Below are 13,504 nucleotides of genomic sequence, written 5' to 3'. Positions count from 1 at the left end.
CTTAGTACCCCGCCCAAAACGCCTCAACCATAGAATCGGCACAGAATTGCACCGAAGCGGTCGAATTGGGCAAATTCTGCCCAGCAGAGGCTCACATTCGGGTGCTGGTACCCTTCGTCAGTGCCATAAAGGCCGATTCCAGGTCGAGTTCTTCCTCGGCAAATCGCTTCAGCCCGATGCCATTTTCGATCAGCAATTTGGGCAGTTCGCTGTAATCGTCCGTGTCACTATTGAGGATCACCCGAACGGCGTCATCGCCCGGCTGAGTCGACTGGACCAGTGGATGGCCCTGGAAAAGCTCGGCGATTCGCGACATCTGCTCGCGTTGGCTCGGTTGAATGATCAACACGGTGTGTTCGCGAACCATGCGGATCACTTCGGTGACGCGAGCGTTCTGCTTGAGTTCGCCGCGGTCGATGATTCCTACCTTGTTACAAACGTCGGCCAATTCCGGCAGGATGTGACTGCTGACGATCACGGTTTTGCCCATCTCACCGAGTCTGCGGAGCAGGTTTCGCATCTCAATCCGGGCTCGCGGGTCGAGTCCTGAGAGCGGCTCGTCGAGCAGCAGCACTTGGGGATCGTGCAGCAGCGTTCTGGCGAGTCCCAGACGTTGGGTTTGTCCGCGAGAGAGCGTGTTGGCGTAGGCGTCCCGTTTGAAGTCCAGGTCGACGACTTCCAACATTTCGTTGACGCGTTTGCGACGATCGGTTCCACCAATTCGGTACGAAGCGGCAAAGAACTCCAGGTACTCGACCACGGTCATGTCGTCGTACACGCCAAAGAAGTCGGGCATGTAGCCGACCAATCGGCGGATTTCCTTGGGCTGCGTGTGGACGCTGTGCCCGCACACGTAAGCCTCGCCCCAGCTGGGTTCCAGCAGCGTGGCGATGATCCGCATCGTCGTTGTTTTGCCTGCCCCGTTGGGGCCAATGAAACCGAACAGATCGCCCGCTTCCAGGTCCAAATCAATGGCGCGGATCGCGAATGCGTCGCCGTATTTTTTCGTCAGGTCAACTGTCTTGATCACGAGCCGGCACGATGCAGAACAAGGGAAACAAACGGGGGAAATCGATCAACGCCGGACTTCTTCGACCGGCAAAACCAATCGGACGTAGGAATTGGATTGCTCGGGCGTCGCGAGCGATTCGGTGGCTTCGGAGGTGTCGTCCGAGTCGGACGATTCCGTGGTCACGACCAACTCCGACCAAGGTGTTTTGCAACGTCCAATCAAAATGCATCGGTCCGCGGTCAACAAAGAACTGAAATCCAAATGACCAAGGACCTCGTTGCGAAGCACCGTGTAGCGAGGACCGCCGACGGCATCGTGGAACATCAGCATCTCTGCCAAACGACGCGGTTGATCGACCATCGTCACGTCCCAAGATTCACCTTCGGAAGCACTTTCCAACGCTCGTTGTCGCGACAGTTGCCAGCGAAAGTTCTTTTGCCGAAGGGAGTCGACTTCGTCAATTCGCGAACCAGCGGGCAAGCGAGTGGGCAGCAAGTAAACCCAGTTTTGATAGATCAACATGCCGTCGAGCAAGTCGACCGGCAATGTGTTGACCAGTTCTCCATTGAGTAGTTCGCTGCCACGTCGACGCTTAAGTGTTTGTTCCGGCATGTCCGTCGAAAACTGTGTCTGCAGTGCGATCGACTTGCTGCTCCGTGGCGAAAGCCGCATTCCGCCGATTTGGCTGCTCAGCGGAGATGCAGGATCAGCTTGCTTCAGCAAAACGCCGCAGGATTTTCCTGATGACTCGATTTGGATCCCGCCCATCGCCAGGCTGGGCGTGCCAAATGGTGCCAGGACCTGATGATGAAACTTATCTGCCACCGCTTTGGATTCTGCCGTGGTGCGAGTGGCGATTCGAATGCGATTGGATGGGTGTGAGTAAATGAACGACCATCGAAACAGTCGGCCGAACCCGGACTGGGCATCGATATCGACAAATTCGATCGAGTTGGTTCGCAGCAACGCGTCGTCCGCCGCGGAATGGCTGGCCGCCGATGTGTCGGTTGATTTGGCATCCACCGACTTTCTAGGTTGAGCCGCCATCCACAGTCCGATCGACAGAGCGACGGAGACCGTGGGAAATGTTAGCCAGCCAATCCAACTGCTTTGGTTGAACTTTCGCATCAGCAAGTAGTCGAGTGGTCCAACTAACGCGATCAGGACGCCGATGATCACTGCCAAAACAGCGAAGCTGAATGGGCGTTTGAGGTCAAAGCGATCCAGCGTCGCGCGGGTTTGGCCAGCCAAATCAGCAAAGCCGCTGAGCCGAATGCTTTCGCTCACGTTGTCTTCGTCAGCATGTCGTAGCGAATCGCCGATCAACAACGTGACCAGATCCATCCGCTGCGGCCAATCCGCAAATTCAGGCGATTCTAAATCTGCCGCCAACACGGTGATGTTTCCGAACCCGGACACATACCGAACCGCAAACGGTTGGCTCACCCGGCGACTGGTTCGACCGGAAATCAGCATCTCGCCGATGCCGTTGCGGCCGAAGGTTTTTGGAAGCTGAAGACCTTCAAACTCAGGAAGTCGAGTTTGACTGCTCGTGAACGTTTCCAATCCCGATGGGTCCATTCGAGTTGTTGTGGCGGTCGCGACCGATTCGGGCAGCAAACCTGCCAACCAGTCAGCCGAGTCCAGCAGTGCTTCCGCTTTTTCGCCCAGCGTCAGCAGGACTTGCCCGCCGTTGCGAACCCAATGTGCCAACGCGGTTCGCTGCGATGGACTGAGCTCTTTCAGGATCGGAATGCCTGCCGCGTTGATGACCATCAAGTCGATGCCATCCAACGCCAACGCATGGTTCGGAACGGCGGCCGGGTCTTCGATGCGAGTCACCGCGACCGAAGCTTCGCGGTTGAGAAGTTCGTTCACCCCGATCGTGTCGATGGTCAGAGTGTCACCAAAAACCATGACCCAAGGCATCCCCAAGGGAATCATCGCGTCGCCGTTCGCCGGAACACCTTTTTCAGGCAGTCGCGTTTTCGCCAAGACTTGGTCGCCAGCCCGAATGACGATTGGGGCCGCTTCACTGCCGGGAATAACGAGCGCGAACGGAGAGTTCTCGGAAAGGTTGGGTTGTTCGTAAGTGACGACCGCTCCATCGCCATCCAGGGTTTCGATGACCAAGTCGCTGAGTCGCTCAACGGGAATCGCATCGCTGAAGGTTGATTCGCCTTGGGCGGTTTTCAATCGAATGGCGGTCCACTGGCCCGGTCGGTAGTGACCTTGGATCCCTGCCCAATTCGCTTGGACGCCGGGTGCCAAATCGTCCTGCGCCGCGGCGGTCGATTTCCAATCGATCGAAACCGTCGCCATCACGGCAATTGCGAAAATCGAGATGAGCGAAGGCGTGAGCCTTCGATTTCGGCAGATGTTTGCAAATGCGTTCCGACTGCTCATGGCTTCTCGCTCAGACTGCATTCGCACTGAAATCGTCCACAACCCGGGCAACCGTTGCCGTACTTCTTCGACAACGCTTCTGCCAAATCGATGTCGGCGACGTTTGCGATCGTGAACAACCAAGCAATCACGTCAGCAAATTCCTCCGCCAAATTTTCGCGGTCATCCCCCCGTAAGGCGGAGGCGAGTTCGCCGACTTCCTCCATCAACCACATGAACGTTCCATCCACACCGCGAGCGACGTCTTTGTCGTAATACATGCGGTGGATGTGCTTTTGCAAATCCGCGATCGAGAGATCTTTGCTGGGAGACGTCATGAAGAAGTCGGGCGGAGAAGGCGGAATTCGGCAAAGGCCGAGCGGAAGATTGGATTCGAGATTGCCGGTCAGGCTACTTTGAAGCGTCAAACACGCAAAAAATCTTTATTCGATCGATTCGGATGATAGGCCAATTCGACTGCGAGGCGTATTCTAGCGACCCGAATCGGAACCGCGAGGCACCTTGGCATGCCTCCCTCTTGTGTCACGCTGTCTCCTTCCGTTCCGCCCAATTTCGGCACACTTGCAACCAGTCGCATGGAATCCACTTCGAAATCCGAAGTTCCCTCAACGCCTTCAGCCAAAGCGGCAAACATTAAACCGGCCAAGCTGAACTCGTACCCGTTTTACAGCCCGCGTTTTTGGCACGGGATGCGGCCAGCCGCATGGTGGCGTTTGCTGCGCAGTGGCAGTTTCGAAATCAGTCCATCGCGAATCCCGATGGTGATCAGCGTTTCACTGACAACATTCGTCAACACGCTGTTGACGTGGCTGCAGAACGTTTTGTTCGCGCGACGGCTTCGAGAAGCGGAATTGCATGGACCTCCGGTCTTTATCGTCGGCCACTGGCGAAGCGGCACCACGTTGCTGCACGAATTGATGGTTCGAGACGAGCGATTCAGCAGTCCGTCGACGTTTCAGTGCTTTGCACCCTCGCATTTTCTCGTGACCCAGTGGTTCTTTCGAAAATTCGCCAGTTGGTTGCTGCCGGGCAAACGTCCGATGGACAACATGGATGCGGGATGGGAACGGCCGCAGGAAGACGAATTCGCGTTGATGAATTTGGGACTGCCTTCGCCATATCGCAGAATTGCCTTTCCGCGAAGGAAGCAGGTCGACATGGAGTATTTGGACCTGATCGATGTGTCCAACGAAGACCGCGAAACTTGGTTGTCGACATTGCGTTCGTTTTTGCTGCGAGTCAGCGTGTCAACGAATCGGCCGTTGGTGATCAAAAGTCCAACCCACACCGGCCGAATCGGTCATTTGGCTCGAGCGTTCCCGCAGGCCAAGTTCGTTCACATCACTCGCGATCCGCGGTCGCTATTTCCGAGCACCTGTCGTCTGTGGCGAAGTTTGGACGAGGTGCAGTCGTTGCAAACTAGCGATGAAGAAGGTCTGGATGAATACGTGCTGACGTGTCTGGCAAAGATGTATGACTCGTTTCATGCGGATCGTCCGGAAATCGATGAGCATCACATCATCGACATTCGTTACGAAAATCTGATCGCCGATCCGGTCGGCACTCTACGAACGATCTACGAGTCGTTGCGGTTGAGCGATTTCGATACGGTCAGCGAAGACATCCAAGATTGGGCCGACAACGAACACCGGCAGTACAAAACCAACAAGCATCAATTGGATCCGGATCAAGAAAAGCTCTTGCTGGATCGTTGGAGCGACTATTTTGACCGGTACGGATACCGTTGATCTTTCTTTGAATTCACTGGATCGTTTGGATAATGATGAACCGAATCTTCTCTCGCTCGTCCTATGTGTTCACGATTGCAACTTGTTTGTGCGCCAGCATGATCATTTCGGGTTGCTCGTCTTCAGCGACAACTGAGTCGACGGACAACGAAGCCGAAACCAAAACCGGTTCGGTTGCTGCGATCGACGAATTGCCGCCGGAGTCTCCAGAGGCCTCCTTTGAGCCGCCTGTTTTTGAGGCCAACGCAGAGAAGTTGCTGGCCAGTCGTTTGCCGATCGAACGGACTCGGGAGGGTTGGATTCGATTGTTCGACGGGCACACCTTGTTTGGATGGGTGATCGGCGGGAACGCGAATTTCCGAGTGGAAGATGAAACCATCGTGGCTGACCAAGGCGAGAACTGCCTGCTGACCACATCGACGCAGTGGAGCGACTACGAATTGGAATTGCAGTTCCAGTGTGATGAAGAAACCAATTCGGGCGTCTTTGTCCGCACCACGCTGGATCCACAAGACGTCACGACGGATTGCTACGAGGTCAATATCGCACCGCCATCCAACCCATTTCCAACCGGCGGTGTGGTCCAGCGAACGAAGGGCCAAACCTTCGACACCGATCCTGAAAAATGGCACACGATGAACATCCTGTGCAATGGTTCAACGTTGCGAGTCACGATCGATGGAACCGTCACTTGCGAGTTGGATGATGCAACGCGGCCGACCACTGGCTACATCGGTTTGCAACACCGCGACGGCCGAGTCGCATTCAAAGACATCCAGTTGCGTCCGTTGGGACTGAAGAATTTGTTGGCCGATGGCCTGGAAGGTTGGACCGTTCGGGAAGGAATGGAGGGCGAGTACCGAATCGATGACGATGGTCATTTGGTTGTCGATGGTGGCAAGCAACAGCTCGAGACAAAGGCTGTGTTCGGCGACTTTGTCATGTTGGCTGACTACAAAATGGACGATCCGAAATCTAACTCGGGTTTGTTCTTTCGCGCCATTCCCGGCGATGAAATGATGGGATACGAGTGCCAGGTCAGCAACGAGTTGATCGATGGCAACCCATTGCAGCCCGCCGACTGCGGTGCAGGCGGGATCTTTCGTCGTCAAGACGCTCGCGTGGTCGCCGGTGAACCGAAGCGATGGAATTCAATCTTGCTCGTCGCGGAAGGCAATCACTTCGCGACGTGGGTCAACGGTTTGCAAGTGACCGATATCGTTGACACTCGCAAGGCGGACGAAAACCCTCGCCGCGGACTTCGGCTGGAACCCGGTTCGATCATTGTGCAAGGTCACGACAAGACCACGCAGGCGACCTATCGCCAGATCGCCGTTGCCGAGAAGGTCGCCGCAGAAGGCGGTGAATAGTGGTAGCGATGAGGCGGACGCGAGGCGGTTACGAAGCTTATTGGTCGCTCGCGTTGTTGGCTTTGATGGCCGCAACATTTCGATTGTGGTTGCCGGCTAGCTGGACCGGAACGGAGAGTTACCCTTCGGTACCAATGTTTGATCTGGCAAAGATGGGATTGTCGGAGCACAGCGCTGGTCTGATTTCGTTTGCGGCGACGCTGGCAATTGTGGTGGCTTGTTTCGCAACCATTGGATGGGGGCGATCAAGGTGGACGTGGCCGATCATCGCCGTGTCGCTGGCGACTGCAGTGATGTTGGATCAGCATCGATTGCAACCATGGGCGTATCAATCGTTTCTATACGCAATTTTGTTCGCTGCGGCACCACGGGACGAGTCAGGACGATTGTCTGAATCAACCTTCCGTTTGATTCGCTTGCTTACCATCAGCGTGTACGTGTACAGTTCGATTGGTAAGTTTGACTTTCAATTTCTGCACACCGTTGGCCAGGACTTCCTCAAGGCTCCGCTGCAATGGGTCAGCGTCGATGTTTCGGCATGGCCAACAAGAACCAGGTTGATCGCAGCGGCTAGCTTCCCGGCCTTTGAATTGTGCGTTGCGATTGCATTGAGCTGGCCGCGAACACGCATGATCGGCGTCTGGATGGCGACGGCAATGCATCTCGGGTTGATCGCGGTTTTGTCACCGATGGGATTGGGGCACAGTCCCGGTGTGATCGTTTGGAACGCTGTGATGGCAATGCAAGCTTGGTGGTTGTTCGCCGGATCCGTTGTTGAAGGGAAGGATGAACCAAAGCCTGACATGAGCCGCGCAGGAGCTCTTTCTTGGGCGGTCGTCATCATTGCTCTCGTGATGCCGATCTTCGAACGTGCAGGCTACTGGGATCACTGGCTCGCGTGGGCACTGTATTCACCGCACAGCAGTCGAGTCACGGTGCAGATTCACGAGTCAGCAATCGATCAATTGCCGGAAGAATGGCAGGCCGCGATCACCGCCGACGATGACTCAGATCGATGGCACGATTTTCATCTCGGTCAATTGTCGCTGGTCGTTCGAAGAGTACCCGCCGTCCCTCAGGCTCGGTACCAATGGGCGCTAGCGGATCGAATCATCCAGCAGTCCGGTATCGAAAACCGAGTTCGCGGCAAGGTCCAATCCGCATCCGACCGGCGGACGGGTGAACGGGACGAACAGTGGTGGACACGGCGGGACGAGTTTGAGAAAGCCGGAAAGCGGTTCTGGTTGGTGCCTTGAACCACCGATCGCGAGATTACTCCGCGATCGATTCGGCGGCGTCTCCGGCCGGTGATTCTGGTTCTGCTGAGTCAGCATCGTCGACTGGTGCATCGGACTCTTCTGATGCACCTGTTTCGTCCGAATCGTTCTCAGGGTCGGGTTCACGCAATTGAAGGATGATTGCATCGTCGACCACTTCGATCTTGTCAAACTTGCGCAGCAGTTCCGCGGTCTCGACGTCGTCGTACACGTCTTTTGCAAGGTTCTGTTGTGAGAAGCCTTCCATGAATGATTCAGGGATGGGCTCGCCTTTGACGCTGGCACTGGTCAGACGGACGACCAAAACGCCGTTGTCCATCGAGACTTCGAACTCGGCATCGGCGTTGAAGTAGCGTCCTTTGCCACCGGGAATCTTGTCGGTCGGCAAAGTGATTTGACCGTACAGTCGACTTTCTTCAATTCGCACATATGCTTTGCCTCGGAGTTCATCGTTGGCGGAGATCAATGCGTTGATCTCGTCGCTGGTCAAACGCAACTCTCGAGGAGCGTCGGCGGCAACAGGCAACGGGTCAGTCGTCTCTAGGTCATCGCCAACGATCTCGCCATCGCCGTTTGTCTCAGCGTCTTGAGAGCCTGATTTAACTTGTTCGCTGAAGGCATCAATCCGGGCCTGCAGCTCATCCAATTGTTCTTGTTCCCATTCGACCACTGGGACATTGGCGGGTCGATCGTCGGTGTACTTTTCGACCTGGCCCGTGAAGAAGTAGTAGGCACCAAAGACGCTGGCGACCATCAGCACGATCGCGAAAGTGAGCGTTCCCAAGCATCCCCAGATGACACAGCCCCAGCCTGATTTTTTGACAGGTTGCGCCACTACGTTTGGATCGTTCGGCGAACCTGATTGAAATGGATCAGTGGGATGCATCGACATATTCAGACTTCCTTGAGTTGGAGCACTGCTTGGCGAGCGCGGCGCAAAAAGTCGGCTTTGGGTTCGCCGGTTTCCAAAAAGATCGGAGCGCCGATCGTTATGCAGGAGAGCAACGGAACCGGCAGCACTTCGCCACGTGGCAAAATGCGATTCACATTTTCGATGTAAACGGGGACCAATTCGAGGTCGGGGCGTTTCTTGCCTAAGTAATACAGGCCACTTTTAAAGTCGCTCATTTCTTCGCCAGCTGATCGGCTTCCTTCGGGGAACACAATCAACGAATACAGGTCACCCATTTGCCGGATCATGATGTCGATCGGGCTTTTGTGGACCTTGATCTCTTTGCGATCAATCAACAGTGCATTGAAGCTGCGTGCGATGTGTTCTTTGAACCAGCTGCCGGTCCAGTAATCTTTTGCCGCGACTGGCCGAGTCAATAGGCGTATTTCGTGTGGCAATGCCGACCAAAGCACCACCGCATCGAGGTGGCTGGTGTGATTGGCAAAGTAGATTCGTTGGCACGTGTCCGGCTGGCAATCCACCCATCGAACGGTGAAGCCGCTGAACATCTTTGCGAGCAGTACGATGATATGGCTGGTCAGTGTCATGCGACCAGTTTACTCAGCCAACCGTTACCCTCGAAGCACCCTTGACTGGGTTGGATCGGGGTCGAGGTGCCGTTTCGGCGGAGGAAACTCGTTGGCTGGCTCGTGATTTCTCTGCAAATATTCGATGCACGAGCGTTTGGTAGCCGTCAACCATCGATTGCAGCGATCCGGTGGCTTGAACCAATTCGCGTCCGTTTCGGCCCAATTGCGAACTCTGGTCAGCATCGTTGAGCAACATATCGATCGCTGCCACGAAGGATTGCACATCCTCGCTGGGGACCAGTTCGCCGGTTTGGCCAGGCAGAACGGTTTCCGAGATCGATCCCACATCCGTTGCGACAACGGGGGTCTCACACGCGAGAGCTTCCAAGATTGAAACCGGGGAGGCTTCGTTGAGTGAGCAAAGCGTGAAGACATTCATGGCCCCGAGCAAACGAGGAGTGTCTGCGCGATTGCCCAGCAGGTGAACTCGATCGGTGAGACCCAACTCTTCGATCAATGGTTCGATTGTTGCTCGCTCAGGACCTTCTCCGATAACAAGTGTATGAAGATCAGGATGTCGGTCGCGAAGCTTGGCTGCCGCATGCACGAGCATCGAGTGATTCTTTTCGCTTCGCAGTGCCGCCACGATTCCAATCAATGGAGTTTCTTCTGCCAGCCCGAGTTCTTCGCGAACGTTGGGTGAGGTGCGGCATTCAGCGGATGGGTGAAAGCGATCGCAATCGATCCCGTTGCGGATCACGTTCACTTTGTTAGCGGGGAACTTTTCAAACGTACGGAGGAATTCTCCGTGTGATTCGGCAACGCCAATGAACGCATCGGTGATGTGAGTGAGCAGGCGGTTCAGTCGTCCGACGCCGTCCGGCCAACCAGTGGAATGCAGCGCTGATGCGATCACGGGCACGCCAGCCATTTTTGCCGCCAAGCGTCCCCAGAACATTTTATCTCCGGCACCAACGGTGATTACCGCGTCGGCTTTCCGTTTGCGCATCAAACGCGCCAATCGAGGTAGCACCGCGACATCGTACTTTCCGCCGATCAGGTGACTATGGATGGGAAACTCGTTGGCGATTTCAGTTCCGAGTGGGCCTGGTTCTTTCAAGCAAACCACTTCCGGGCGGATCAGGTTCGGATCCATTCGCCGCATCAAATTGACCAGCAACGTTTCAGCACCGCCGACCGGCATGCTGGTGATGATGAACATGCAGTTCAGTGGTCGCTGGGCAGAGTTTATGTTTGTGTTCATGAGAAAGCCAATTCGGGCTGACGAACTCTGGCGGCAACTTCCGGTGCGATGTTCAGCACGTCTTCGGTTGGCAGAGTCGGTCGCCGCAAGTTTTTTCGGTTGTCGTAAGTCAGCCAATTGCGAAAACGGTTGAATTCTGGATCGCCGTGAAAGCGGCGGATGTGGAACGAGTCGTCGCCGATGAGGTTGTAGGCACCGTAGGCACTGCAGATACCAACCAGCCCACACTTACGAGCCGTTTCGATGACTGCGGGACGCATTTGTTCGGGTAACCCAAATGGAACGGCGAGATAGCGAACGGGTCGATCGATCATCTCTTCGAGATTGAATTTTGCTTCGACGATTTCTTTGTTGAGCTCTTCGGCCGTGTGAACTCGGTTGAAATCGACGTGGTTGGCTGTGTGCAGTCCGATCTCGATGCCAGCATCGGCGGCCGCTTTGAGTTGCTCGACGGTGTTAATTGGCAGGGGGTGGTTCAGACGCAGGTCATGTTCGAATGGATGTCCGTGACGCACGTTTTCAGTGGTGACGAAGTAGGTGCACGGTATGCGATGACGAATCAGCAGCGGCAGAGCGAGTTCGCAATTCTCAGAGTACCCATCGTCAAATGTGAAGGTGACCGAAGGACGCGGCGAATGTCCCGACTCTAGCCGTCGCTGCACTTCTTCCAGCGAGATCAATTCAAAATTTTCGCGGCAGTAGTCCACGTGCCGCTCGAATTCACGTTTTGAAATTGTCCACGGGTTGGCTGGTTCGTCCGCAACCCGGTGGTAGAACAGCACCGACATCGGAGCTTCGCCACGCTCGCACATGCGTTGGATTTGCTTTTTTCGCCATGGCGATTGGACGGCCAGCCGGGTGGAGATTGCGAGTGAGCGGAGCAGTTGCATGATGAGATGGGCGGTGAGCGTGGTGGAGCAGTGGAAAACGCTACGCCGTCTTGGGGGGGAATGTGAAACCCATGGGAAACAGGTTTCATGGTTCTGCCAATTCGCGAATCAAATATTCCGGTTTTGCGAGCTGAATGACCGTCTGAGAAGCGATTCAGTAGCCATCCGAACAGGTGTTGGGCGGACGTTTCGCCCCAGAACATTGGTCGTCGCCACAGGGTTTTGGTCGGCGGGGCGATTTGGCTTGTCCCGCGAGGCTGCGTTTTGTTACGCCCGACACAATGAATCACACTCGACGTCCGACCGAACGCCGCCGAAGGGTCATGCTCACCACCGCCGGCGGCGACACCGGGAACACGACGGCCAAACAGAAGGCGGTCCAGCAGCAATGGCGAGAAGCTCGCCGGCCCGCTGTCGCCTACGGGTCCCGTGTTCGAAGGTGCTTGCGCGGACGTTGGTTCTCTTTGGTTCCCGTCCAACGGTCCGCGGTTTTCGGCTTGATGGCGACGGTGATGTCCGTCGCGATTGTGCTGATCGGATTGCACTACGTTTCGGTCGCTTGGCCGGCGTTGGCTGAACGTCCATCGGTCACGGCAGTCACTCGCATTGATGCCGTGGGCAGTCTGGGACGCTACTGCACCAGCATGTTGATGCTGGGAATCGCGGGTGCGTCATGGTTGGTTTACCAGCTTCGACGATACCGCAACGACGATTTTCAAGGGCACTATCGATTGTGGCGACTCGTCACCGCGATGGCATTGCTCGGCAGCGTCGCGACGATGGTTCCGCTGATCGATCTGTTGGGCGGAGTGACCGAGTGGGCTTTGGGAAAACGCGTGGCTCTATCCGGTAGTGATTGGGTCAAGTTGCTGCTGACTGTCGGCGGGGCGGTGATGTTGTTGCGTACCACAGCCGAAATTTGGAAGCACCGTGTCGCAGCATCATGGATGTTCGCCGGATGGTTGGCGGCGTTGTTGCCCGTTGCTGAAAATTGGAACTTGCTCGCGATTGATACACCGCTTCGTTGGACCGCGTTCACTTCCGCGATGTTGGTTGCGTCATCGTGCTGGTTTTGTGCGACCGTGATGTACCTGCGAACGCTTTACATGGATGTCCGAGGGATTCAGCGTCCGGCGACTTTGGCATTCCGGGTTCGACAGGCATCGGTCGAGCAATGGGAAAGTATGCGCGGGTGGACTAAACGCGAACCCAAACCACCGAAACAGGCTCCAGAACCGAAAATCGAGAAGGCTCCGGAACCCGAACGGCCTGAGAAGCAGGTTGAAGCAAAGCAAGAGAAGCCAACGGGGGCGGATGAAAAGCCCGCTCGCAAACGACGGTTCTGGCAACGCGCTGAGGCGTCGCCGACGAACGATGAATCACCGAGTCGTCGAGATCGAGTATCGAAACAAGATGATGAGTTGGATGAGGCTTCCAGTGAAGTTTCGCCCAATGCAGACCAGGACGATGGAGAGGTGTCCAGCAAGCGAGCTTCCAAGTGGAAGTTCTGGGGACGCAAGCGAAACGATGTGGACTTGGAGGACGATTCCGTTGACGACGAGCCAGAGGAATTGTCAGCCGCCGACCGCGAAGCCGATGATTCAGAACCGAAGGCGAAGCGATCTTGGTTCCCCAAGTTGAAACGCAAACCGAAAACGAACGTCGATGATGATTCGGACTTGGAAGAAGAGCCAGCCGAGACGACTCAGGCGGACGATTCGGAAAACGAAGATGGAGACGCAACGCCTAAGAAGCGACGATTTGGATTGAAGTTTCCATCGCTGGGCCGCAAGGCGAAGAAGGATGTGACAGAAGAAGACTCCGAAACACAGGAAGAGGTCTCGGCGACAGATTTTGAAGAGGTCGCGGATTCGCGATCCAATGACTATTCGTCGTCAAACCAAGATTCCTACGACGACTCCCAGACTGATTACAGCGAGATGAATGAAGAGGACATCGATTGGTCTGGTATGAGCAAAGCGGAACGTCGTCGCGTTCGCAAACAGCTCAAACGTGGTGGCCGGGCGGCTTAAAGCGATGGTGATCGGACGTTGG

At 55.6% G+C, this 13,504-nt stretch carries 11 protein-coding genes; 4 read left to right on the top strand and 7 right to left on the bottom strand.

The annotated features are described in order from the left end of the window. Positions 1–91: 91 nt before the first annotated feature. The 3 genes from RB_RS14615 to RB_RS14605 are packed head-to-tail and all read right to left on the bottom strand — an operon-like array spanning position 92 to position 3,735. The gene (locus RB_RS14615; RefSeq protein ID WP_007326694.1) at positions 92–1,030 is read right to left on the bottom strand and encodes an ABC transporter ATP-binding protein; all 939 of its coding nucleotides are present in this window, start codon (positions 1,028–1,030) and stop codon (positions 92–94) included. 45 nt (positions 1,031–1,075) lie between these two features. Continuing rightward, a complete protein-coding gene (locus RB_RS14610) occupies positions 1,076–3,439 on the bottom strand; it encodes a hypothetical protein (RefSeq protein WP_164922042.1) in 2,364 nt (787 codons plus the stop codon). Continuing rightward, positions 3,415–3,735, bottom strand: a complete 321-nt coding sequence (locus tag RB_RS14605) for a MazG nucleotide pyrophosphohydrolase domain-containing protein (protein WP_007326696.1) — start codon at positions 3,733–3,735, stop codon at positions 3,415–3,417. The genes RB_RS14610 and RB_RS14605 overlap by 25 nt, the downstream gene beginning before the upstream one ends. Before the next feature lie 258 nt (positions 3,736–3,993). On the opposite strand from RB_RS14605, the gene RB_RS14600 reads away from it, so the two are divergent. The 3 genes from RB_RS14600 to RB_RS14590 are packed head-to-tail and all read left to right on the top strand — an operon-like array spanning position 3,994 to position 7,792. After that, positions 3,994–5,166, top strand: a complete 1,173-nt coding sequence (locus RB_RS14600; RefSeq protein ID WP_164922041.1) for a sulfotransferase family protein — start codon at positions 3,994–3,996, stop codon at positions 5,164–5,166. Between the two features lie 32 nt (positions 5,167–5,198). Continuing rightward, positions 5,199–6,536 (top strand): 3-keto-disaccharide hydrolase, encoded by a 1,338-nt coding sequence (locus RB_RS14595; protein WP_011121268.1) that lies wholly within the window; start codon positions 5,199–5,201, stop codon positions 6,534–6,536. Positions 6,537–6,544: 8 nt separating this feature from the next. Beyond that, positions 6,545–7,792, top strand: coding sequence for a hypothetical protein (locus tag RB_RS14590; protein WP_164922040.1), 1,248 nt, complete (start codon positions 6,545–6,547; stop codon positions 7,790–7,792). A gap of 16 nt (positions 7,793–7,808) precedes the next feature. Here the strand turns inward: RB_RS14590 and RB_RS14585 are convergent, their stop codons facing one another. Genes RB_RS14585 through RB_RS14570 form a run of 4 tightly spaced genes read right to left on the bottom strand, consistent with a single transcriptional unit; the run spans position 7,809 to position 11,449 of the window. After that, complete coding sequence (locus tag RB_RS14585) at positions 7,809–8,705, bottom strand: hypothetical protein (protein WP_164922039.1); 897 nt, start codon at positions 8,703–8,705, stop codon at positions 7,809–7,811. Positions 8,706–8,707: 2 nt separating this feature from the next. Beyond that, a complete protein-coding gene (locus RB_RS14580; RefSeq protein ID WP_007332043.1) occupies positions 8,708–9,313 on the bottom strand; it encodes a lysophospholipid acyltransferase family protein in 606 nt (201 codons plus the stop codon). A gap of 13 nt (positions 9,314–9,326) precedes the next feature. Continuing rightward, positions 9,327–10,517 (bottom strand): glycosyltransferase family 4 protein, encoded by a 1,191-nt coding sequence (locus RB_RS14575; protein ID WP_164922876.1) that lies wholly within the window; start codon positions 10,515–10,517, stop codon positions 9,327–9,329. A 38-nt stretch (positions 10,518–10,555) separates the two neighbouring features. Beyond that, positions 10,556–11,449, bottom strand: coding sequence for a polysaccharide deacetylase family protein (locus RB_RS14570; RefSeq protein WP_007336262.1), 894 nt, complete (start codon positions 11,447–11,449; stop codon positions 10,556–10,558). 173 nt (positions 11,450–11,622) lie between these two features. On the opposite strand from RB_RS14570, the gene RB_RS14565 reads away from it, so the two are divergent. Continuing rightward, positions 11,623–13,482 (top strand): hypothetical protein, encoded by a 1,860-nt coding sequence (locus tag RB_RS14565; protein ID WP_011121264.1) that lies wholly within the window; start codon positions 11,623–11,625, stop codon positions 13,480–13,482. The last annotated feature ends 22 nt before the right edge of the window (positions 13,483–13,504 follow it).

The sequence above is a fragment of the Rhodopirellula baltica SH 1 genome, from assembly GCF_000196115.1.
In the GTDB taxonomy this organism is placed as follows: Bacteria; Planctomycetota; Planctomycetia; order Pirellulales; family Pirellulaceae; genus Rhodopirellula; species Rhodopirellula baltica.
Note: the sequence above shows the minus strand (reverse complement) of the source record. Positions and strands in the feature narration are given on the sequence as shown.

Excerpts from the sequence above, each read along its gene's own strand:
- RB_RS14580 (WP_007332043.1), bottom strand. The coding sequence starts at position 9,313 with ATGACACTGACCAGCCATATCATCGTACTGCTCGCAAAGATGTTCAGC.
- RB_RS14570 (WP_007336262.1), bottom strand. The coding sequence starts at position 11,449 with ATGCAACTGCTCCGCTCACTCGCAATCTCCACCCGGCTGGCCGTCCAA.
- RB_RS14605 (WP_007326696.1), bottom strand. The coding sequence starts at position 3,735 with ATGACGTCTCCCAGCAAAGATCTCTCGATCGCGGATTTGCAAAAGCAC.
- RB_RS14600 (WP_164922041.1), top strand. The coding sequence starts at position 3,994 with ATGGAATCCACTTCGAAATCCGAAGTTCCCTCAACGCCTTCAGCCAAA.
- RB_RS14595 (WP_011121268.1), top strand. The coding sequence starts at position 5,199 with ATGATGAACCGAATCTTCTCTCGCTCGTCCTATGTGTTCACGATTGCA.
- RB_RS14585 (WP_164922039.1), bottom strand. The coding sequence starts at position 8,705 with ATGTCGATGCATCCCACTGATCCATTTCAATCAGGTTCGCCGAACGAT.
- RB_RS14610 (WP_164922042.1), bottom strand. The coding sequence starts at position 3,439 with ATGCAGTCTGAGCGAGAAGCCATGAGCAGTCGGAACGCATTTGCAAAC.
- RB_RS14590 (WP_164922040.1), top strand. The coding sequence starts at position 6,545 with ATGAGGCGGACGCGAGGCGGTTACGAAGCTTATTGGTCGCTCGCGTTG.
- RB_RS14575 (WP_164922876.1), bottom strand. The coding sequence starts at position 10,517 with ATGTTCATCATCACCAGCATGCCGGTCGGCGGTGCTGAAACGTTGCTG.